General features: G+C 72.1%; 19 protein-coding genes. 14 read left to right on the top strand and 5 right to left on the bottom strand.

Annotated elements, in window-relative coordinates; all coding sequences use genetic code 11:
• Positions 1-117: 117 nt before the first annotated feature.
• The 3 genes from IPZ69_RS19895 to IPZ69_RS19885 all read right to left on the bottom strand — a co-directional run bounded on the left by IPZ69_RS19895 (position 118) and on the right by IPZ69_RS19885 (position 1,489).
• A complete protein-coding gene (locus tag IPZ69_RS19895; protein ID WP_235455510.1) occupies positions 118-312 on the bottom strand; it encodes a hypothetical protein in 195 nt (64 codons plus the stop codon).
• On the bottom strand, positions 312-1,088 hold the full coding sequence (locus IPZ69_RS19890) for an SDR family NAD(P)-dependent oxidoreductase (RefSeq protein ID WP_235455509.1): 777 nt from the start codon (positions 1,086-1,088) through the stop codon (positions 312-314). The genes IPZ69_RS19895 and IPZ69_RS19890 overlap by 1 nt, the downstream gene beginning before the upstream one ends.
• A 62-nt stretch (positions 1,089-1,150) precedes the next feature.
• On the bottom strand, positions 1,151-1,489 hold the full coding sequence (locus IPZ69_RS19885) for a YnfA family protein (protein WP_235455508.1): 339 nt from the start codon (positions 1,487-1,489) through the stop codon (positions 1,151-1,153).
• Positions 1,490-1,649: 160 nt separating this feature from the next.
• Between IPZ69_RS19885 and IPZ69_RS19880 the strand changes: the two genes are divergently transcribed.
• Both IPZ69_RS19880 and IPZ69_RS19875 read left to right on the top strand, forming a co-directional pair.
• Positions 1,650-2,120, top strand: coding sequence for a hypothetical protein (locus tag IPZ69_RS19880; RefSeq protein ID WP_235455507.1), 471 nt, complete (start codon positions 1,650-1,652; stop codon positions 2,118-2,120).
• Positions 2,121-2,191: 71 nt separating this feature from the next.
• Positions 2,192-2,671 (top strand): MarR family winged helix-turn-helix transcriptional regulator, encoded by a 480-nt coding sequence (locus IPZ69_RS19875; RefSeq protein ID WP_235455506.1) that lies wholly within the window; start codon positions 2,192-2,194, stop codon positions 2,669-2,671.
• A 336-nt stretch (positions 2,672-3,007) separates the two neighbouring features.
• On the opposite strand, the gene IPZ69_RS19870 is transcribed toward IPZ69_RS19875, so the two are convergent.
• On the bottom strand, positions 3,008-3,424 hold the full coding sequence (locus tag IPZ69_RS19870; RefSeq protein ID WP_235455505.1) for a winged helix-turn-helix transcriptional regulator: 417 nt from the start codon (positions 3,422-3,424) through the stop codon (positions 3,008-3,010).
• Positions 3,425-3,550: 126 nt separating this feature from the next.
• Between IPZ69_RS19870 and IPZ69_RS19865 the strand changes: the two genes are divergently transcribed.
• Positions 3,551-4,444, top strand: a complete 894-nt coding sequence (locus tag IPZ69_RS19865) for an NADP-dependent oxidoreductase (RefSeq protein ID WP_235455504.1) — start codon at positions 3,551-3,553, stop codon at positions 4,442-4,444.
• Between the two features lie 21 nt (positions 4,445-4,465).
• Complete coding sequence (locus IPZ69_RS19860; RefSeq protein ID WP_235455503.1) at positions 4,466-4,897, top strand: GNAT family N-acetyltransferase; 432 nt, start codon at positions 4,466-4,468, stop codon at positions 4,895-4,897.
• 4 nt (positions 4,898-4,901) lie between these two features.
• Here IPZ69_RS19860 and IPZ69_RS19855 read toward each other — a convergent pair whose 3' ends face one another.
• Entirely contained in the window at positions 4,902-5,708 is an 807-nt protein-coding gene (locus tag IPZ69_RS19855) for a helix-turn-helix transcriptional regulator (protein ID WP_235455502.1), read from the bottom strand.
• 105 nt (positions 5,709-5,813) lie between these two features.
• Here IPZ69_RS19855 and IPZ69_RS19850 point away from each other — a divergent pair, with 105 nt between their 5' ends.
• The 10 genes from IPZ69_RS19850 (at position 5,814) to IPZ69_RS19805 (ending at position 20,118) form a co-directional block, all read left to right on the top strand.
• A complete protein-coding gene (locus IPZ69_RS19850) occupies positions 5,814-6,950 on the top strand; it encodes an LLM class flavin-dependent oxidoreductase (protein WP_235455501.1) in 1,137 nt (378 codons plus the stop codon).
• Positions 6,947-7,570, top strand: a complete 624-nt coding sequence (locus tag IPZ69_RS19845; protein WP_235455500.1) for an FMN reductase — start codon at positions 6,947-6,949, stop codon at positions 7,568-7,570. The genes IPZ69_RS19850 and IPZ69_RS19845 overlap by 4 nt, the downstream gene beginning before the upstream one ends.
• 190 nt (positions 7,571-7,760) lie before the next feature.
• Positions 7,761-8,492, top strand: a complete 732-nt coding sequence (locus IPZ69_RS19840; protein WP_308407507.1) for a response regulator transcription factor — start codon at positions 7,761-7,763, stop codon at positions 8,490-8,492.
• Positions 8,493-9,983, top strand: coding sequence for a HAMP domain-containing sensor histidine kinase (locus IPZ69_RS19835; protein ID WP_235455498.1), 1,491 nt, complete (start codon positions 8,493-8,495; stop codon positions 9,981-9,983).
• Between the two features lie 250 nt (positions 9,984-10,233).
• Positions 10,234-11,253 (top strand): phosphate ABC transporter permease subunit PstC, encoded by a 1,020-nt coding sequence (gene pstC / locus IPZ69_RS19830; RefSeq protein ID WP_235455497.1) that lies wholly within the window; start codon positions 10,234-10,236, stop codon positions 11,251-11,253.
• Positions 11,254-11,255: 2 nt separating this feature from the next.
• Positions 11,256-12,659: a phosphate ABC transporter permease PstA gene (pstA, locus tag IPZ69_RS19825; RefSeq protein WP_235455496.1), complete on the top strand. Its 1,404-nt coding sequence runs from the start codon at positions 11,256-11,258 to the stop codon at positions 12,657-12,659.
• Positions 12,659-14,365 carry a phosphate ABC transporter substrate-binding protein PstS gene (locus IPZ69_RS19820; RefSeq protein ID WP_235455495.1) on the top strand — a complete coding sequence of 569 codons (1,707 nt, stop codon included), beginning with the start codon at positions 12,659-12,661 and terminating at the stop codon, positions 14,363-14,365. Before pstA ends, IPZ69_RS19820 begins: the two co-directional genes overlap by 1 nt.
• A complete protein-coding gene (locus IPZ69_RS19815; protein WP_235455494.1) occupies positions 14,362-17,007 on the top strand; it encodes a hypothetical protein in 2,646 nt (881 codons plus the stop codon). The genes IPZ69_RS19820 and IPZ69_RS19815 overlap by 4 nt, the downstream gene beginning before the upstream one ends.
• A gap of 125 nt (positions 17,008-17,132) precedes the next feature.
• The gene (locus tag IPZ69_RS19810; protein ID WP_235455493.1) at positions 17,133-19,130 is read left to right on the top strand and encodes an Ig-like domain repeat protein; all 1,998 of its coding nucleotides are present in this window, start codon (positions 17,133-17,135) and stop codon (positions 19,128-19,130) included.
• A gap of 79 nt (positions 19,131-19,209) precedes the next feature.
• Positions 19,210-20,118 carry a sortase gene (locus IPZ69_RS19805; RefSeq protein ID WP_235455492.1) on the top strand — a complete coding sequence of 303 codons (909 nt, stop codon included), beginning with the start codon at positions 19,210-19,212 and terminating at the stop codon, positions 20,116-20,118.
• Positions 20,119-20,144: the final 26 nt, after the last annotated feature.

Raw genomic sequence — 20,144 nt, 5'->3', positions numbered from 1 at the left:
CGCCCGTCCCCGTCCGCGCGGCCCGATCCGGTGCCGGTGCGGAACGTGATGCGGTCCCCGCACCACTGACAGCCGTCCCGCCGACCAGGTGCCCCCCGCGGTCGGCGGGACGGCGCGCTACTTCGCGTGCCGCACCGCGTAGATCATGACGAACGCGATGAAGTGGATGCCGAAGAGGAAGTAGGCCAGGAAGTACCAGACCTGGCGCTCGTTCTTGGTCTCCTGCTCCAGGCGGCGCTTCTCGGCGGAGGCGCTGTTCGCGGAAACCTCGGAAACCTCGGAAACCTCGGGGACTTCGGGAACCTCGGGCATCACAGCTCCCGGTGGACCTTGGTGTTGGAGGCCTGGGCGCGCGGGCGCAGGACCAGGAGGTCCACGTTGACGTGGCTGGGGCGGGTGACGGCCCAGGCGATCGTCTCGGCCACGTCGCCGGCGGTGAGGGGCTCGGCCACGCCCTGGTAGACCTTCTCCGCCCTGTCCGTGTCGCCGCCGAAGCGGGTCAGGGCGAACTCCTCGGTCTTGACCATGCCGGGGGCGATCTCGATGACCCGGACCGGCTTGCCGACGATCTCCAGGCGCAGGGTCTCCGCGAGGACGTGGGCGCCGTGCTTGGCGGCGACATAGCCACCGCCGCCCTCGTACGTGCCGTGGCCCGCGGTGGAGGACACCACGACGACCGTGCCGTCGCCGCTCGCCTCCAGCTTGGGGAGCAGGGCCTGGGTGAGGTTCAGGGTGCCGATGACGTTGGTCTCGTACATCGTGCGCCAGTCCGCCGGGTCCCCGGTGGCCACCGGGTCGGCGCCGAGCGCGCCGCCCGCGTTGTTGACCAGGACGCCGACGGTCTTGAAGGCCGTCGCGAACTCGTCCACCGCCGCCCGGTCGGTGACGTCGAGCTGGTACGCCGTCGCCGCGTGGCCCGCCGCGGCGATCTCCTCCGCCAGCGCCTCGATGCGGTCCTTGCGGCGGGCGGTGAGGACGACCCGGTAGCCGGCCCGGGCGAGCTCGCGTGCCGTGGCGGCGCCGATACCGCTGCTCGCACCCGTGACGACGGCGATGCGGGAGGCGGCGGACGGTGCTGCGGGGGCCATGGGCTGCTCCTCGGGTCCTGGGGACGTGCGCACGTTCGTTTCCCGACCAGGGTAGGCCGCCGTCAGCTCCCGCTCCTCGGCGCCCACATGATCACGGCCATGCCGGCGAGGCAGATCAGCGCGCCGGCGAGGTCCCAGCGGTCGGGCCGGTAGCCGTCGGCGACCACGCCCCACAGGATCGAACCGGCGACGAAGATCCCGCCGTACGCGGCGAGGATGCGTCCGAAATGGGCGTCCGGCTGGAAGGTGGCGACGAAGCCGTACGCGCCGAGGGCCAGCACCCCGCCCGCCACCCACAGCCAGCCGCGGTGCTCGCGCACGCCCTGCCAGACCAGCCAGGCGCCGCCGATCTCGAAGAACGCGGCGACGACGAAGAGGGCGGCGGAGCGGAGGATCGGCATGTCCGCCAGCCTCGCACGCGCGCGTCACCTGATGGATGGCGCCTGTCCGCTGCCGCACGGGGGATAGATGTGTTTGTCATACCGGTATCAGGACCGGCACGACGTACACGACGTACACGACATACATAACGAAAACAACGCACAACGCGGAGTGGTGAGCATGCGGACGACGACGAAGGTGCTTGCAATGGGGGGTGCCGTACTCGCCGCGGTCACGGTCACCGGGCCCGCACGGGCGGGCGGGGTACCGGAGGCCGACCTGGCGTTTCACGGCTCGGCGGTGATGGAGGGGGACCGGGTCGAGGTCCAGCTGACCCCGAGCAACCACGGGCCGTCCGCCGTCCCGGAGGCCGACGTGCGGCTGCGCTGGTCGGTTCCGCTCGCCGACCGGCAGATCCTGCCGGTCGGCTGCGTCCGCACGGGTGAGCGGGAGGTGGTGTGCGGCACGGGCCCGCTGCCCGCGGACGGGCCCGGACAGCGGATCGACCTCGGGCTGATGCTGCGGGACCGGCCGCAGGAGGTCAGGCTGGAGATCGCCACGGTGTGGAGCGGCGGCATGGTGGACCGCGACCGGACGAACGACCAGGTGCGGGTGCTGGTGCTCGACACCGGGGACGCGTACTCGTTCTGAGCGGGACGGACGAGCTGCGCGGCGTACGATCGATACGATCTCTGCGCGGCGCAGACGAAGGGGAGTGCGGCATGTCCGGGAACGGGACCGAGCGGGCGAGGCTGCTGGCCGAGCTGTCCACCGTCTCCCGCCGCTACATGGCGTCGTACGCCCTGTTCAACCAGGCCGTCGCCGACCGGCTCGGCCTGCACCCCACCGATCTGCAGTGCCTGAACCTGCTCACGCTGGAGAGCGGCCCGGTGACGACGGGCCGGGTCGCGGAGCTGACGGGGCTGACGACCGGGTCGGCGACCCGGCTGGTGGACCGGCTGGAGAAGACGGGATACGTCGTCCGGGAGCGGGACGCGGCCGACCGGCGCCGGGTGCTCGTGGCGACCGTGCCGGAGAAGATCGCCGAGTTCGGACGGATGTGGGACCGGCTGGGCGGCGACTGGACGGCGCTCTTCGACGACCTGAACGACACCGAACTCGCCGTGATCGTCGGCCACATGCGGCGAACGGTGGAATTCAGCGGAGAACAGGTAACCCGCCTGCGGGAAGGGCGCGAGTAGCGCCCACGCGGGTCTTTTCTGCGCCTTCGGCTAGCGCCGGGCTGCCCTCCTGCTCCGGCGGGCGCCGGGCTGCTCCCGGGCTTCGGCCGGCGCCCGGTCAGCCTCCGACTCCGGCTCGCACCCGGTCGCCTTCCGGCCTCGGCCGGCGCCGGGCCACCCTCCTACTCCGGTCGGCGCCCGGTTGTCCTCCGACTCCGGCTCGCGGCGCGTCGTCCTCCGGCTTCGGCCCGCGTCGGGTCGCCTCCCCGCTTGGGCTCGCGCCCGGTCGCCTTCCGGCCTCGGCCGGCGCGGCCCGCCCTCCGGCCTCGGCCCACGCCCGATCGCCCCCCGCTCCGGCTAGCTCTCCGTCCCGGGCTCGCTGTCCGAGTCGTAGCGGTCGCGGGCCGCGTGGACCTCGTTGAAGTGGGTTTCCGCCCAGTCCTTCACGGCGGTCAGCAGGCAGGCCAGGCTGGCGCCGAGCGGGGTGAGTTCGTAGTCGACGCGGACCGGGACGGACGGTGTGACCGTGCGGGTCAGCAGGCCGTCGCGCTCCAGTGAACGCAGGGTCTGCGTCAGCATCTTGGGGCTCACGCCCGCGATCCGGCGGCCGAGGTCGCTGTAGCGCATGGGGCCGGCGGCGAGCGCGGCGACCACCAGGCTGACCCACTTGTCGCTGATCCGGTCGAGCAGCTGGTTGGTGGGGCAGCCGCGGATGAACGCGTCGTACTCGATACGGGCCTGTTCGCGCCGCTGTGCCGCGGTCGTGGTCGGCATGGGCTCACCTCCGGGGGACCAACGCACTCCAAGGTAACTACTTACTGAAAGATAGTAGCTCTTCCTAGGGTTGTGCGCAGCGGAGGAGATACCGAAGCGAACAGCTGACAAGGGGAGTTGTTGGTCATGCGTGCTGCAGTGGTGACGGAGTTCGGCGGGCCCGAGGTCGTGGAGATCGTGGAGAGCGAGCTGCCCGAGCCGGGTGCGCGCGAGGTGCGGATCAAGGTGGCGGCCGCCGCGCTGAACCCGGTCGACGCGGGGGTCAGGGCCGGGTTCTTCGGCGGGGCCGGCCGGCGGATCGGCCTCGGCTGGGACGTGGCCGGGACGGTCGACGCCGTGGGCGTCGATGGGGGAGCGTGGAGCGTCGGCGACGAGGTGGTGGCCCTGCACTACGGCATGGCGAAGCCGCTCGGCACGCACGCCGAGTACGTCGTCGTCGACACGGACGCGGTCGCCAAGGCGCCGACGACGGCGGACGCCGCGCACGCGGCCACGCTGCCGCTGAACGCGCTGACCGCCGCGCAGGCCCTGGACCTGCTGGAGCTCTCGGTCGGGCAGTCGCTGCTGGTGACGGGCGCGGCCGGCGCGGTCGGCGGGTTCGCCGTGCAGCTCGCCGCGCACCGCGGGATCGAGGTGACCGCGGTCGCCCGCGAGGGGGACGAGGAGCTCGTACGGTCCCTGGGGGCGGCGCGCTTCACGACCGCCGAGGCGGCGCCGGGCGAGGCCGACGCCGTCCTGGACGCGGCGTTCCTCGGTGAGCGGGCCCTGGAGTGGGTGCGGGACGGCGGCGCCTACGTGGGCGTCCGTCCGGGGGCCCACCCGGCGTCCGTGCGGGGCGTGCGGACCACGGCGGTCGAGGTGGACGCCGACGGGGCGCGGCTGGCCGAGCTGTCGCGGCTGGTGGACGAGGGCGTGCTGACCCTGCGGGTGGCCGAGACCTACGGCCTGGACGAGGCCGCCAAGGCGCACGCCCGGCTGGCCGAGGGCGGGGTCCGGGGGCGGCTGGTCCTCGTCCCGTAGCGATTGTCTAGGGTGCGGCCCATGGAGATCGTTGACGTGAAGCCGGGCGATCCCCGGCTCGCCACCGAGCTGTTGCCCGTTCTGCGCGAGCTGCGCCCGCATCTGACCGAGGAGCTCTTCGGGCAGGTGTACGAGGAGGGGCACGCGCAGGGGCTGCGGTTCACCGCCGCCTACACCGACGAGGGGGTGTGCGCCGGGGTCGCCGGCTGGCGGGTGATCGTCAACACCGGCACGCTGCGTCAGTTGTACGTCGACGACCTGGTCACCTCGGCGGCCGTCCGCTCCGGAGGTGTAGGGCGCGCGCTCCTGGCCCACCTGGAGGAGCGCGCCCGCGCCCTCGGCTGCCACGAGCTGGAGCTGGACTCCGGTACGCACCGCACCGACGCGCACCGCTTCTATCTGCGCGAGCGGATGTCCATCGCGGCGTTCCACTTCAGAAAGCCGCTGGACTAGAGGTTCAGGTGGCTGCCGGGCCGGAGGCCTTCGTGGCGTAGGCGGTCGGGGGGACCCCCACCGTCGCGGTGAAGTCGCGGACGAGGTGTGCCTGGTCCGCATAGCCGAGGTCGGCGGCGAGCGCCGCCCAGTCCACCGCGTGCTCGGTCTCGGCGCGCTCCAGGGCCTCGTGGATGCGGTAGCGCAGGATGACCCACTTCGGGCCGACGCCGACGTAGGCGGCGAACAGCCGCTGGAGCAGTCGTACGGACATGCCCTCGGCCGCGGCGAAGTCGGCGACGCGGCGGATCGTGCGGTCGGCGCGGATCCGGTCGACGAGGGCCATCGCGAGGTCGGCCTGCGGGTCGGGGCGGGGGTCCAGGGAGAGCAGGAAGGCGTCGAGGGCCGCGACGCGGGCGTCCTCGTCGTCCGGGGTGAGGACGGGTGCCGGGTCGGTGTCGGGGAGCCGGACCCGTCGGCCCGTCCACTCCGAGACCGGCCGGTCGGGGGCGAAGGGGCGGTAGCCGCCGGGCCGGAACTGGATTCCGCAGACCCGTCCCCTCCCCTCCAGTTTCTGGGTGAAGAGCCCGAGCCCGATGCCGGCGACCTCGGCGAAGGGCTCCTGGTCGGCGTACGTCTGGAAGACGACGTTCACCGAGGGGTGCGGGACGACGTGCGAGGCGTACGGCTGGGGGAGGTCCCAGTCGATCAGCCAGTAGTGCTCCAGATAGGGGCGCAGCGGCTCGGCGGGCTCGCGGCGGCGGAAGTCCACGTGCGCGAAGAGCTCCGCGGCGTCGACGATGCCTCGGGTGTCACGGCGTGGGGCGGCCATGAGGGGATCGTAGAACGGGGCACTGACAACGGTCGGAATACCGGGGAAGGGGTGACGGTTGGAGGGGTATAGTTGAACCGTCAACAACTTGGAGGATGAGCGACCATGCAGTTCGGGATCTTCAGCGTCGGTGACGTCACTCCGGACCCGACCACGGGCCGGACGCCGACCGAGCGCGAGCGCATCAAGGCCATGGTCGCCATCGCGCAGAAGGCGGAGGAGGTCGGCCTGGACGTCTTCGCGACCGGTGAGCACCACAACCCGCCGTTCGTGCCGTCGTCCCCGACCACGATGCTGGGCTACATAGCGGCGACGACCGAGAAGCTGGTCCTCTCCACGTCCACCACCCTCATCACCACCAACGACCCGGTGAAGATCGCGGAGGACTTCGCGATGCTCCAGCACCTGGCCGACGGCCGGGTGGACCTGATGATGGGCCGCGGCAACACCGGCCCGGTCTACCCCTGGTTCGGACAGGACATCCGCCAGGGCATCAACCTCGCCATCGAGAACTACGCCCTGCTGCACCGCCTGTGGCGCGAGGACGTCGTGAACTGGGAAGGGAAGTTCCGCACCCCGCTGCAGGGCTTCACCTCCACCCCGCGGCCGATGGACGACGTACCGCCGTTCGTCTGGCACGGCTCCATCCGCTCCCCGGAGATCGCCGAGCAGGCCGCGTACTACGGCGACGGCTTCTTCCACAACAACATCTTCTGGCCGGCCGAACACACCAAGCGGATGATCGAGCTCTACCGGACGCGGTACGCCCACTACGGCCACGGCACCCCGGAGCAGGCGATCGTCGGGCTCGGCGGCCAGGTGTTCATGCGGAAGAACTCGCAGGACGCGGTGCGCGAGTTCCGTCCGTACTTCGACAACGCGCCGGTCTACGGTCACGGGCCGTCCCTGGAGGACTTCACCGACCAGACCCCGCTGACCGTCGGCTCCCCGCAGCAGGTCATCGAGAAGACGCTGTCCTTCCGCGAGTACGCGGGCGACTACCAGCGTCAGCTGTTCCTGATGGACCACGCGGGCCTGCCGCTGAAGACCGTGCTGGAGCAGCTCGACCTGCTGGGCGAGGAGGTCGTGCCGGTGCTGCGCGAGGAGTTCGCCAAGGGCCGCCCGGCCGACGTGCCGGACGCGCCGACCCACGCGTCGCTGCTGGCCGCCAAGGAGACCGCCGGGGAAGCCCGGGAAACCGAGAAGACCGGGGACACCGGGGAAGAGGAGACCGCCGCATGAAGCTCGTCGTCGTCTCGGCGGGGCTGAGCGTCCCGTCCTCCACCCGGCTGCTGGCCGACCGGCTGGCCGCCGCCGTCGACCGGAAGACCCCGGTGGACGGCGAGGTCGTCGAGGTCGTCGAGCTGCGCGACCTCGCCGTGGAGATCGCGCACAACTTCACCAACGGATTCCCAGGGAAGGCGCTGGCGGCCGCGCTGGACGCGGTGACGCGGGCGGACGGGCTGATCGTCGTCACGCCGGTGTTCTCCGCCTCGTACAGCGGACTGTTCAAGTCCTTCTTCGACGTGCTCGACAAGGACGCGCTGGCGGGCAAGCCGGTGCTGATCGCCGCGACCGGCGGCACCGCCCGGCACTCCCTGGTGCTGGAGCACGCGCTGCGTCCGCTCTTCGCCCACCTGCGGGCCGTGACCGTCCCGACCGGGGTGTACGCCGCCTCGGAGGACTGGGGCGCCGAGGGGCTGCCGGAGCGCGTCGACCGGGCGGCCGGTGAGCTGGCCGCGCTGATGACGGGTCTGTCGGCGGGCCGCGAGGAGAAGAAGCCGGCGCATCTGGAGGTCGCCGACTTCACGGTGGTGCCGTTCGCGGAACAGCTGGCCCGCGTCAGCTCGTCCGGTGGGTGATCGTCCGGTGTGGGGGACCGGGGCGTTCCACGCCAGGACGAGGGCCCGCCGACTTCACCGAGAAGACGGCGGGCCCTCGTCGCGCGTTGCCCCTGTGACGGTGAGAGACCGGTAAAAAGGGTGATCGTAGGCCCGCTCAGCCCGGCCGAACCGGCCGAGGCCTTGGCAGACTGGGAGCGTGCCCCAGACAGTGCTGCTCGCCGAAGACGACCGCGCCATCCGACACGCCCTGGAGCGGGCCCTGACCCTGGAGGGTTACCAGGTCACGGCGGTCGCCGACGGCGTCGAGGCGCTGGCGCAGGCCCATCGCACCCCGCCGGACGTGCTCCTCCTGGACGTGATGATGCCCGGGATCGACGGGCTCCAGGTGTGCCGGGTGCTGCGCGCCGAGGGCGACCGCACGCCGATCCTGATGCTCACCGCGCTCGTGGAGACCGCCGACCGGATCGCCGGGCTCGACGCCGGCGCCGACGACTACGTGGTCAAGCCGTTCGACGTCGAGGAGGTCTTCGCCCGGCTGCGCGCCCTGCTGCGCCGCACCAGCCCGGTCACCGCCGGCGTCGCCGGGACCAACGCGAACGGCGGCGCGAGCGAACCGGCCAAGGACACCCAGCTCCCCGACCGCCAGATCGGGGCCGCCGGGCTGCGCATGGACCTCCAGGCCCGCCGGGCCTGGCGCGGCAGGCGCGAGCTGGAGCTGACCCGCACCGAGTTCGAGCTGCTGGAGCTGCTGGTCCGCAACGCGGGCATCGTGCTCGACCACTCGACCATCTACGACCGCATCTGGGGCTACGACTTCGGCCCCGGCTCGAAGAACCTGGCCGTCTACGTCGGCTATCTGCGCCGCAAGCTGGACGAGCCCGACGCGCCGCAGCTGATCCACACCGTCCGGGGCGTGGGTTACGTGCTGCGGGAGGACTGAGTGGGCCGCCTGCGGCGGCTGCTGGCGCGGCGCCGGCCCAAACTGGTGTCGCTGCGCACGACCTTCGCCGTGTCCTTCGCGGCCGTCACCGCCGCCGTCACGATCCTCGTCGGCATCCTGTCCTACAGCGCCGCCGCCCGGCTGGTGCGAGTGGACCAGCAGTCGGTGTTCACGCAGGTCGTGCAGGACGTGCAGGACGAGGTGCGGCAGCACGAGATGGTGCCGGAGGATTTCAGCTCCTCCCGCCCGGGGCACGACCTGGTGCGGCCCGCCCGCACGGATGTCCAGGTGCTCGGCGCGCGGGGGCAGATCGTCGACCACGGCAGCCCGGTGCTGCCCGTCTCCGGCCGCGACCGGGCCACGGCGAGCGCGCGGGAGGCCGGGACGACGGTCGAGTACCGGGACGTCCCGGTCGGCTCCGACCTGTTCCGTATCGCCACCGTCTCGCTCGGCGACGGGCGGGGCGCGGTGCAGGTCGCCCAGGAGTTCAGCGACACCGAGGACCTGCTGCGGGCGCTCCAGCAGCGCACGCTCGCCCTCATGGCGGCCGTCGTGGTCGGCGCCGGGCTCTTCGGCTGGTGGCTGGCCCGCCGCATCACCCGGCGCCTGGTCGTGCTCACCTCGGCCGCCGAGGACGTCGCCCGCACCCGGCAGCTGGGCATCGAGGTACCGGTCGCGGGCCTGGACGAGGTGGGGCGCCTCGGCCGCGCCTTCGACCGCATGCTCGGCCGGCTCGCCCAGTCCGAGGAGGACCAGCGCCGTCTGGTCCAGGACGCGGGCCACGAGCTGCGCACCCCGCTGACCTCGCTGCGGACGAACATCTCCCTGCTGCGCCGGATCGACGAACTCCCGCCCGCCACCCGCGAGGAGCTCGTCGCCGACCTCAGCCAGGAGGCGCGGGAGCTGACCGACCTGGTCAACGAGCTCGTGGACCTCGCGGCCGGGCAGTCCGACGCCGAGCCGCCGCAGCGGGTGGACCTCGCCGACCTCGCTGAGGACGTGGTGGGCCTCGCCCGGCGCCGTACCGGTCGGGAGATGGTGCTGCGGGCGAGCGGCGACACGAGCACGGACGGCCGCCCCGGGATGCTGCAGCGGGCCATCTCCAACCTCGTGGAGAACGCGGCGAAGTTCGACGAGGGCGGCAAGGCGCCCATCGAGGTCGAGATCACCGGCCCGCTGCCGGGCGCCGCCGGGGCCTGGGGCGCCGTCGGGGCCGGGGGAGCGGGCCAGGCCAGGGATGCCCGCGGCGGCACGGTCCGGGTCACGGTCCTGGACCGGGGGCCGGGGGTCTCCGACGGCGACCTCATCCGCATCTTCGACCGCTTCTACCGCGCCGCCGACGCCCGCTCCCTGCCCGGCTCGGGCCTCGGCCTGTCCATCGTGCGCGAGGTGGCCGTGGCCCACGGCGGCACACCCTTCGCCTTCCGGCGCGAGGGCGGCGGCTCGGTCATCGGCTTCACGGTCGGCTCAGGCATGCCCGGCGCCGTCTGAGGGCCGCCCGGCGCGGTCCGAGAGGCCCGTCCGGCGCCGTCCTGGAGGTCCCGTAGTGCGCCGGCGCGCCGTATGCCACAGCGCGCACAGGCATGCACATCACTACCACTGAAATGGCATGGACCGTTCACGTCCCATCCATGTTCGACGCGTTGGCGCGAAAGCATCCGGCCATTGACTCTGTCCGCACGGCGACCGACCGGTCCTGTGCGGGGAGTGTCATTTCCGTAGGGGTGGGGGGACGCACGTAGTGTCCACGCTGTCGAGTGCTGCCGGGCCGGAGGCCGAAAGACCCGTGCCGCGGCGGGCCAACGCCGCGAGAGGGCTCGGTGACCGGATCTTCCGGTACCAGTTGACGGCCACCGGTGTCACGGTCCTCGCCATCATGGCGGCCGTCGGACTGTTCCTGCTGTTGAGGGCGGGTCAGGCGCTGCGCACCAGAGGCATCTGGGCCTTCCTGACGACCGCCGAGTGGCAGCCGGACGTCCACAACTTCGGCATCGCGGCCGTGCTCACCGGCACCCTGCTCATCGCCGTCGTCGCGGTGACGATCTCCGTGCCGCTCGCCGTGGGAACCGCGCTGTTCATCTCCGACGTGGCCCCGCGCCCGCTGCGCCGCACCCTGGTGACGATGGTGGACCTGATGGCCGCCGTGCCGTCGGTGGTCTACGGCCTGTGGGGCCTGTTCTTCCTCCAGCAGCACGTGATCGGACTGTCGCGCTGGCTCTCCGACTGGTTCGGATGGATCCCGTTCCTGAAGGTGGACGGCGCGCAGCCCGGTGAGCCGCTGGCCTCCCAGAGCGTCTACACCGCCTCGACCTTCGTCGCCGGCATCGTCGTCGCGCTGATGGTCGCGCCGATCCAGTGCTCGGTGATGCGCGAGGTGTTCGCCCAGGCGCCGGCCGGCGAGCGCGAGGGCGCGTACGCACTCGGCGCCACCCGCTGGGGCATGATCCGGGCGGTCGTCCTGCCGTACGGCAAGGGCGGCATCATCGGCGGCACCATGCTGGGGCTCGGCCGGGCGCTCGGCGAGACCATCGCCGTCTACCTGATCATCTCGCCGGTGTTCGCCATCCAGCCGCACATCCTGCAGACCGGCTCGAACTCCGTGTCCTCGCTGATCGCCCTGCACTACGGCGACGCCTCCCCCTTCGGCATGTCGGCGCTGATGGCGGCGGGCCTGGCGCTCTTCCTGCTCACCCTGGCGGTCAACTTCACCGCCTCTTCCATCGTGGCCCGCTCCCGGTCCGGCGCGCAGAGCGAGGCATAGACATGACCGTCGTAGAAGAGCTCGTCCCCGAGACGGCCGCGCCCGTCGAAGCGCTCCCCGAGGTCCCCGACGTGCCCCGCCGGATCGGCGGTCTCACCCGCTCCGGCGTGCTGTCCCTGTTCGGCGCCGCGGCCTCGGGACTGTGCGTCGCCGTGCTGCTGTTCGGTGAACTCGCCCCGTTCTCCGGGCCCCTGGGCTTCACTCTCACCGCCTATGTGTCCTTCCTCGGTATCTACGCGGTGCTGACCGGCCTGGAGGAGAACGGGCAGGCGGTACGGGACCGGGTGATGACCATCGTGCTGTGGACGGCGGCCACGCTGCTGTTCATCGCGCTCACCCTCGTCGTCGGCTTCACCGCCTGGCGCGGGCGCGAGGCGCTGCCGCACGGCAACTTCTTCACCCAGGACATGCAGGCGTCGGGCCCGCTCGACCCGCTCACCCACGGCGGTATCGCGCACGCGATGCTCGGCACGCTCATCATGATCACCATCGCGCTGGTGATCACCGTGCCGCTGGGGCTCGCCTGCGCCGTGTACCTGAACCAGATCCAGGGCCGCTTCTCCCGGTTCGTGCGCACGATCGTCGAGGCGATGACCGCGCTGCCGTCGATCGTCGCCGGTCTGATGGTGTACGCGGTCTGGATCCTCGGGCTCGGCATGCAGAAGTCGGGTCTGGCCGCGGGCTTCGCGATCAGCGTGATGATGCTGCCGATCGTGATCCGCGCCGCGGACGTGGTGCTGCGGCTGGTGCCGGGCACGCTGACCGAGGCCTCGGAGGCGCTGGGCGCGCCGCGCTGGCGGACCGTGTGGCACGTCGTGCTGCCCACGGCACGCTCGGGCCTGGCCACCGCCGTCATCCTCGGTACCGCCCGCGGTATCGGCGAGACCTCACCGGTGCTGCTCACGGCCGGCTTCACCGCGGCGAAGAACCTCGACCCGTCGGCCGGGCCGATGGTGTCGCTGCCGCTCGCCGTCTTCAACTTCGTCAAGTCGCCCGAGCCCACGATGATCGCCCGTGGTTTCGGCGCGGCGGCCGTCCTGATGGCCCTGGTCCTGGTGCTGTTCACCATCGCCCGGATCATCGGCGGCCGTGGCCCCGGCCACCTCAACCGCCGTCAGGCCAAGCGCGCGGCCCGCGCCTCCCGCCGCGACGTGGAGCGCTTCGCCGAACTGCACACCCCGGGGCTGTCGTTGTTCGACGCCGGCCAGGGCAAGCAGGCCGACGCGCAGGACACCCGGCCGCTCCCCGCGGTCCCCTCCGGCGCGGAGCCCGAGGACGCCAAGCCCGCGGTCCGGCTGACGAAGCCCCGGCCCGAGGCGGAGCCCGACACCGAGTCGCGAACCGCTACGCGCGAAGAACCCCCATCCGAGTCCATCCCCGGCGAGAACTCCGGAGAGAACGCCTGATGCTCAGCCACCTCACCACTCGTTTCCGGCGCCTGCGCGCGCTGGGAACCCTCGGCGCGACGCTCGGCGTGCTCGCCGGGCTGCTGGTCGGGCCCATGGCCGCGCCGGCCGCGGCCGAGAGCTACACCCCGATCGCGGGTGCCGGATCCACCTGGGCGGAGAACGCCGTCGACGAGTGGCGCCGCGCCGTGAACCAGTACGGCATGCGCATCTCGTACGCCGGTACCGGTTCCTCCGACGGCCGCCGCCAGTTCCTCAGCGGAACCGTCGACTTCGCGGTGTCGGACATCCCGTTCCAGACGCACCCGACCGACGGCTCGGCGGCCGAGCGCCCGGCGCCCGGGTCGTACGCGTACATGCCGATCGTGGCCGGCGGCACCGTCTTCATGTACCACCTGACGGTCAACGGCAAGCGGGTCACCAACCTGCGGCTGTCGGGCGACGTCGTCACGAAGATCTTCACCGGTGTCATCAAGACCTGGGACGACCCGGTCATCAAGGCGGACAACCCCGGCCTGCAGCTCCCGCACCGCACCATCGTCCCGGTGGTCCGCTCCGACGGCTCGGGCTCCACGGCCCAGTTCACGATGTGGATGGCCAACCAGCACAAGTCGCTGTGGCAGGCCTACTGCCGCCGCGTCGGCCGCTCCGGCGCCTGCGGTCAGACCTCGTACTACCCGACCGTCTCCGGCATGATCGCCCAGTCCGGTGACCTCGGTGTCGCCGGTTACGTCGCCCAGAACTACGGCGAGGGCGCGATCGGTTACGTCAACTACTCCTACGCGCTCAACGCGCACTACCCGGTCGCCAAGATCCTGAACCACTCGGGCTACTACACCGAACCGACCCCGAAGAACGTCGCGGTGTCGCTGCTCAAGGCCCAGATCAACACCAACAAGAGCTCGCCGGACTACCTGACCCAGCAGCTCAACGGCGTCTACAACGACACCGACCGGCGCAACTACCCGCTCTCCAGCTACTCGTACATGATCCTGCCGCTGAAGGTGCAGGGCACCTTCACCAAGGTCAAGGGCAAGACGCTGGGCGCGTTCTCGTACTACTTCATGTGCCAGGGCCAGCAGGCGGCACCGCAGCTCGGCTACTCGCCGCTGCCGATCAACCTGGTCCGGGCGGGCTTCGACCAGATCCGCCGGATCCCGGGCGTGCAGGCACAGAACATCAACATCAAGGGCTGCAACAACCCGACCTTCACCACGAGCGGCCACAACCGGCTCGCCGAGACCGCGCCCTACCCGGCGGCCTGTGACAAGAAGGGCGCCCCGCCGTGCACCGGCGGCAGCGGCGGTGCCAAGGGCCCCGGCGGATCCGGCGGCGCGGGCGGCAGCTCGGGCGGCGGTGCCTCGGGCGGCGCGGCGGCCGGCGGCTCCTCCGGGGGCGGCGGTACGGGCGGCTCCGGCCCCGGCGGCAGCGGTAAGCCGTCCGTCGACCCGGACACCGGGCAGACCCTGGCCCCGGGCGGCGGTTCGGGCGGTGGCGCCGCGGGCGGCAACGGAACGGGCGCCGACGGCACCGTGGCCCTCGCCCAGCCCGTCGCCGTGGCCGCCGCGCACGGCTGGAGCAGCACACAGACGCTGATGCTGCTGGCCGCGTTCCTGGTCCTCGGCCTCCTGCTGCTGCCCTCGGTGGTCTCCCGCCTGGTGGGCTCGCGGTCCGAGAACCGCGCCACGGACGGGAGTTCACGATGAGCGGCAGACGGCCCGGTCGCGTGCGCCGCGCCCTGGTCCGCCTCCTGGCCGGCGCCACCGTCGGGGCTCTCGCGGGCCTCGCGGTCGCCCAGGCGGCCCCCACCGCCACCGCCGTCGGCAACGCCGGTTCCTCGGTGACCGTCTCGGGGCGGGGCGAGTTCAAGGACATGAGGTTCACGGTCGACCAGACCAGCCACCTCACCAGCCAGGCCGTCACGGTCAGCTGGAAGGGCGGCACCCCGACCACCTTCGCCGGCACGATGTTCAACACCGACTTCGTGCAGATCATGCAGTGCTGGGGCGACGACGACGGCACCGTCCCGTCCAACCCCGGTCCGCCGCGCACCCAGTGCCAGTACGGCGCCTCCCCGACCACCGACCGGGGCAGCTGGCCCGGCAACGGGCTGGACGACACCCGCCAGATCTTCTACAGCGCCGACCCCACCAACTACGGCCAGGACAACCGGTACGGGGCGGCCAATCCCAACGCGCCCGGCGAGGTGCCGTTCAAGTCGGTCACCGGCGAGACGGTCCTCACCAACACCCAGAACAACCGGTTCTTCAACCACAACACCACCAACGAGGTGGACTTCGCCCGCACCGGTGCCGCCGGCACCGGCGAGGAGTACTTCGAGGTGCAGACCGCCAACGAGGCCCCGCACCTGGGCTGTGGCGCTCCGGTGACGACGAACGGTGTCACCAAGCCGCGCCCCTGCTGGCTGGTCATCGTCCCGCAGGGCCACCTCGACCTCGACGGCAAGCCGTACCAGGACCACAGCCAGGTCAACGCGGGCTCCCCGGTCTCCTCGACCAACTGGCAGAACCGCGTCGCGATCCCGCTCCACTTCAACCAGGTGGGCAACAACTGCCCGCTGGGCAGCGAAGAGCGCCCCACCACCGGCAGCGAGCTGGCCGCCGACGCCATGACCAGCTGGCAGATGGCCCTGTGCCCGTCCGGCAAGGTGTACGGCTACACGGAGCTCGGCGAGCCCGACACCCGCAGCCGACTCGGCAACGACGGCGGCTTCGGCCTCGGCTTCACCACCCGCGCCCTGGGCGCCGACGAGGGCACCACGGCGCCGTCCGGTACGACGACGTACGCGCCCGTGGCCCTGTCCGGTACGGTCATCGGCTTCACGATCGAGCGCAGACCCAAGGCCGGAGCACCCGACGACATCAGGAAGCTCGCGGGCACCAAGGTCGCGTCGATCAAACTGACGCCCCGGCTCGTCGCCAAGCTGCTCACCGAGTCGTACCGCAACTCCACCTGGGGTTCGGTGCTCGGCGACAAGGCGGCCCGCGGCTACAGCTGGGCGAAGAACAACCCGGCCGGCCTGGCGAGCGACCCCGAGTTCATCTCCCTCAACCCGGAGTTCGCGCACCTCTCGGTCGCCGAGACCCCGGCCACCGACACCGACCTGCTGACCTCGCTCGGGCACAGTGACTCCGCCCGCGCGATGTGGCAGTGGATCCGGTCGGACAAGGAGGCCCGTCAGTTCCTCTCCGGCGTCTCCGACGACTGGGGCATGCGGGTCAACCCGTACTACAGCACCAACACGGAACTGAACCCCGCCGGTCTCCCCTTCGCCCCCGAGCACGTCGACGAGTACCCGAAGAGCGACCCCTGGTGCACGGTCCCGCCCGGGACCGACGCGCCCAAGACCGCCAAGCAGTGCATGACCGACTTCCACCCGTACGTGGACGACATGCACTCCGGCGCCCTGCACGCCCGGCGCGCCGACACCCTGTGGAAGTCGACCTGGGACCCGCTGTCCAACCCGCCCGCCTACCGCAGCCCGGGCCCGCAGACCGTCGGCTCCCGGTTCGTCATCACCGTCACCGACGCGGCCTCCGCCGCCCGGTACGGCCTGCAGACGGCCAAGCTGCGCAACGCGGCCGGCAAGTTCGCCGCCCCGACCGCCGGCGCGCTGGCCGACGCGGCCAAGAGCGCCTCCGGCAAGGACGTCGCCGAGATCGACCCGGCGAACGCCAAGGCGAAGGGCGCCTACCCGCTGGCCCAGCTGGTGTACGCGGCCGCGCGGCCGGGCTCGCTGAAGGCGGACGCCCGCGCGGACTACGCGACGCTGCTGCGCTACGCGGCGGGTGCCGGGCAGGTCAGCGGCGCCGACCCGGGCCGCCTGCCGGTCGGCTACGCCCCGCTCTCCCGTGAGCTGCGCACCCGCGCGGTGCACGCCGCCGATGCCCTCCTGCACTACAAGGGCCCGACCTCCACCGACGGCGGAGGCTCCGGCGGCGGCTCCGGCGGCGGCAGCGGAAGCGGCGGGAGCACCGGAGGCGGCGACACCTCCGGCGGCACCGGCTCCGGCGGCGCGCCGGGCGGCACCTCCGGCGGCACGGGAGCCGGCGGCGCGAGCACCTCGCCGAGCCCCCAGGCCTCGTTCGACGGCGGCAAGGCCGTACAGACCACCGCCTCCGGTGACACCCCCGCCGACCCGGCCACCCCGCTGCGCTACGCCGTCCCGGTCGGGGCCGCGCTCGGCGCCGTGGCCGGAGTGGGCGCGCCCTTCGCGGGCGGCAGCAGGCTGCGGCTTCCGCTGCGGATGCCGCTCCCGGGCGGCCGCACGATCACCGTGATCCCGGAGTTGACGCTGCCCGAGCGGCTGCGGCGACTCCTCCCCTGAGCCGGAGCACCCCCGGGTGCTCCATGCAGACGGCCGCCCGCCCCGAAAGGCAGTCGGGGCGGACGGCCCGTACCACCCTGCCAGATCCCTTCTCCCGCACCCACGCACTATTCAGGAGACTCTCGATGCGCAGAACGCGCTCTACGGCGGCGCTCGTCGCTGCCGCCGTGGTGGCCGGCGGCCTGGCTCTGGCGAGCCCCGCGTACGCCGACCCCACCCCCGCCGGATCCTTCCGCCAGCTGGTCGGCGTGGGCTCCGACACCACCCAGGACGTGCTCAACGCCCTCGCGGGCGACACGGTCAACGGCACGAGCTACTCCGCCACCGCCGTGAAGTCGGCGACCGGCGCGGGTATCGCCTCGTACGACGCGATCGAGCCCGGCACCGGCTCCACCACCTCCAACATCACCACCCGCTCCGGCGGCCCGGCCTTCCTGCGCCCGAACGGCTCCGGCAAGGGCCGTCTCGCCCTCAGCGAGTCCCTGACCGGCGACAAGTACCCGGACTCCTCCGGCGTCTCCATCAAGGGCCAGGTCGACTTCGCCCGCTCCTCCAGCGGCCCGTCCACCTCCGGCACCGCGCTCACCTACATCCCGATGGCCCGTGACGCGGTCGGTGTCGCGGTCAAGGGTTCCGCCCTGGACACGCTGACCGTGGACCAGCTGCACGACATCTACTCCGGCACGCTCACCACGGTGAACGGCCAGACCGTGCACCCGAAGATCCCGCAGAGCGGCTCGGGCACCCGCAAGTTCTTCCTCTCCGCGATCGGACTGACCGACGCGACCCTCGCCCCGAGCATCCCGACCGTCCAGGAGAACCAGGGCAACGCGGCCCTCACCGAGGACGGCGCGCTGGTGCCCTTCTCGGTCGGTTCCTGGATCGCCCAGAACAACGGCGTCTCCCCGGACTTCACCAAGACCTCGGCGGCCGCGGGCGGTCACCTGGCCGCGGTGCAGCTGCCCGGCGACTCCGGCGCCACCACCCCCGTGGCGACGGTCAACGGCAAGCTCGCCCCGGTCAACGCCTACTACGAGAACGCCACGTTCGGCCGTGACGTCTACAACGTCGTGCCGTCCCGGGCGATCGACCCGACGAGCGTCTTCTTCGACAAGGACCTCTACGACGTCTTCGTGACCACCGGCAGCCACGAGGCCGCCATGGCCACGGACGCCGCCGAGGGTGTCATCGCCTCCTTCGGCTTCGTGAACGAGTCCTACAACGGCTCGATCAGCCTGGCCAAGCACGCCAAGCTGGGCGGCCTGGAGGAGTCGGGCATCGACACCTCGACGCCCGCCGCGCCGACCGGGCTGAAGGGCACCCGCGGCGACGCGAGCGTCAAGCTCAGCTGGACCGCCCCCGCCGCCACCGGTCTGCCCCTCACCGACTACCGGCTCACGCTGACCGGTTCGGACGGCGCCGTCGTGGCCGTCAAGGACGTCCCGGCCGGCACCACGTCGTACACCTTCGGCAACCTGCCGCTCGGCACCTACACCGCCACGGTCGCCGGCGCCAACCTCAACGGCACCGGTGCCGCCGCCACGTGGACCGGCGCCATCAAGTACGCCAGCAAGACCACGGTGACCACGGCCACCACCGCCTATGGCAAGACGCCGAAGGTCGCCGTCACCGTCACCGACACGCACGGCGTCGTCCCGACCGGCAGCGTGACGGTGAAGGAGGGCACCACCGTCCTCGGCACCGGCACCCTGGGCACCACCGGCAAGGTCACCATCAGCCTGTCGAACCACCTCAAGGTGGCCACGCACAGCCTGACGATCTCCTACGCCGGCAACGGCAAGCTCCTCGCCTCCTCGACGACCGCCTCCCTCAAGATCACCAAGGCCACGCCGTCGGTGTCGACCACCGCGCCCGTCTCGGTCAGCCACACCAGCCACGCCAAGGTCACGGTGAAGGTCGCCGCGACCGGCACGACCCCGACCGGCACCGTGCGCATCTACGAGGGCACCAAGGTGATCGCCACCGGCACGCTCAGCCGCGGCTCGGTGACCATCACCCTGCCCCTGCTCAGCCGTGGTTCGCACACCCTGCACGCCTACTACGCGGGCTCTTCGACGGTGAACGCCAAGACCGGCGCGAACTTCGTCATCAAGTCCACCTGACCCGCGCGGCTGCCGGGGAGATCAGCCCCATCTCCCCGGCAGTCCGCACCACTTACACCACCGAAGGAGGCGGGCCGCCGTGACCGTCGCCGTACCGACCAAGCTCGCTCCGGCCGCGCCGCGCACGTTCGTCCGCAGTGTCACCGCGGTCCGCCACCTCGCCCGCGGCGGGCTGCTCAGCCTCGCCGCCCTGCTGCTGGGCATCTCCGCCCAGCTGCTGCTGATCAGCGGGATCCAGGAGCACAGCGCGCAGCACGCCGCGTTCGACGAACTGCGCGAACAGCTCGCCCTGGGCACGGCCCCGGTGTCCCAGACCGACCAGCAGGGCAAGCTGCTGGCGCCTGGCACCCCGATGGCCCTCATCGACGTACCGAGACTGAACCTGAACCAGGTCGTTCTCGAAGGCACCGACTCCTCCGTCATGACCGACGGCCCCGGTCACCGCAGGGACACCCCGATGCCGGGACAGGCCGGCACCAGCGTGCTGATGGGCCGGGCGGGCGCGTACGGCGCCCCGTTCGCCCACCTGGCCGACCTCGCCGAGGGCGACACGTTCAGCGTGACGACCGGCCAGGGCAAGGCCAAGTACCAGGTCACCGACGTACGGCGGGCCGGCGACCCGGCGCCCGCCGCGCTGGCCTCGGGCAAGGGCCGCCTCGTTCTGATCACCGCGACCGGCGCGCGCTTCATGCCGGCCGGTGTGCTGCGCGTCGACGCCGAGCTGATCTCCGCGCCCTTCCAGACTCCCTCGGCGGTCATCCGCTCCGGCACCCTGCCGGAGTCCGAGGAGCCGCTGGCCCACCCCTCCGGGGTGCCGTGGCCGCTGGTGATGTGGCTGCAGGCGCTGCTGCTCGCCGCCGTGGCCGCCGTCTGGGCGTGGCACCGCTGGGGCCGCCACCAGACGTGGATCGTCTTCGCCCCGGTCGTCGCGGTGCTCGGCCTGCAGGTCGCCACGCGCACCACCGAGCTGCTGCCCAACCTGCTGTGACCGCCCCCGACCCGAGGTAGCCCCAT

The sequence above is a fragment of the Streptomyces olivochromogenes genome, assembly GCF_021538895.1.
GTDB lineage: Bacteria > Actinomycetota > Actinomycetes > Streptomycetales > Streptomycetaceae > Streptomyces > Streptomyces olivochromogenes_A.
This window is presented reverse-complemented; position numbering and strand designations above follow the sequence as displayed.